The organism is Ectothiorhodospira magna (assembly GCF_900110965.1).
Classification (GTDB): Bacteria; Pseudomonadota; Gammaproteobacteria; order Ectothiorhodospirales; family Ectothiorhodospiraceae; genus Ectothiorhodospira; species Ectothiorhodospira magna.
In genome coordinates this window covers 1-1,246 of the sequence record NZ_FOFO01000056.1, presented here as the reverse complement: position 1 = coordinate 1,246, position 1,246 = coordinate 1, and the positions used below count along the sequence as shown (strand labels likewise).

Below are 1,246 nucleotides of genomic sequence, written 5' to 3'. Positions count from 1 at the left end.
AATCACGATCTTGCCGGTGCATGTCCACCCCACCTTCCATTATCCCGCTGTTTTAACAGGAAATTTGCCTGCGAAAACCTGGGGATACTCCAGGGTCGGCCGGCATCATCAAACTCTACGCTCCCACACTCACGGACGATGCGTATTGTCCCGTCGGGTCGGAGAACTCGGTGCTCAATATCGTAGGTCTCACCCGCCAAGGCGGCGTCAACAGCCGCTTGTACCCTGACGCGGTCCTCGGGGTGCACCAATGACATGAAGGCCTCATGGGTGGCATTCCAGGCATTCGGACAGAGGCCAAAAATCCGGTAAACCTCGGGAGACCAACGAATCACGTTTTTCTGGAAATCCGCCACCCAACTGCCTACTTGGGCAATACGCTGTGCCTCTAGGAGCTCGGCTTCAAAGGAGAGAGGCGGAGACGCCATGGAGCCAGAACCGGGCACGTTGTTGCCGCTGTTCCTATCTCTATCCTTGACTTCCGCGACGGTGTTTTCCGGCTTTTGCGGCATCATGCTGCAGGCCTAAAATGATAAATATCAATTTGCATCTTCTCGACTTCAGATATAGCAAAAAGCTATAACGGGGGGGTCTCGAGAGTATACCTGACACTCTCCCGCCTCGCAGTGCCTTGTGTGCACTCAATCACAGGAGCGCTATAAAGCCGGGTTCGGCGAAGACGGGGGACTGGCAAAGGATAACTGAAAATCCTTGCCCTGCCTCAAGGATGATCGTCTTAGGCGGCTTGAATTGATCAATTTCATGTCATCTACCCAGGATAAAAGGCGTACCCTCCCAAGGTTACGCCACTCAACAAGTCGCGAGGTTTCCTGTGACCATCAGCAGCCTGCAGACCAAGGCCATGGGTGCCTTGCTTTTGGTAATGCTCATCATGATGCTGGTTATTGGACTATCCAGCATGGCGCTGATCCGGGATTTTTCCATGCGCTCCGCCACCGAGCATACTCGCATGGCGGCGGAAATGATCCGTGTCTCCCTCACCGAAGCCATGATCAATGACACCATTGATCGCCGGGCCTCTATGCTCCGAAGGCTTGCGGAGGTGAACAGCCTCAACGAGGTGCGGGTGATCCGCGGCGAACATGTGATCAGGCAGTATGGCGAGGGCCTGGCGATGGAGACCTCTGCTGCTGAAGTATCCCCACGAAATCATGCAGGGAGCCTGGTGGCAAACACGGTTCGTATTGCTGATCTGATGCTGTTTAGGGTGTCGTCGCGGATGTCG

The 1,246-nt window shown here is 54.9% G+C and carries 2 pseudogenes; one reads left to right on the top strand and one right to left on the bottom strand.

From position 1 onward, the window contains the following. Nucleotides 1–92: 92 nt before the first annotated feature. Nucleotides 93–404 (bottom strand): annotated as a pseudogene (locus BMX62_RS13200) (PAS domain-containing protein); the annotation flags it as partial. A gap of 428 nt (nucleotides 405–832) precedes the next feature. On the opposite strand from BMX62_RS13200, the pseudogene BMX62_RS12495 reads away from it, so the two are divergent. Beyond that, nucleotides 833–1,246 (top strand): annotated as a pseudogene (locus tag BMX62_RS12495) (hypothetical protein); the annotation flags it as partial.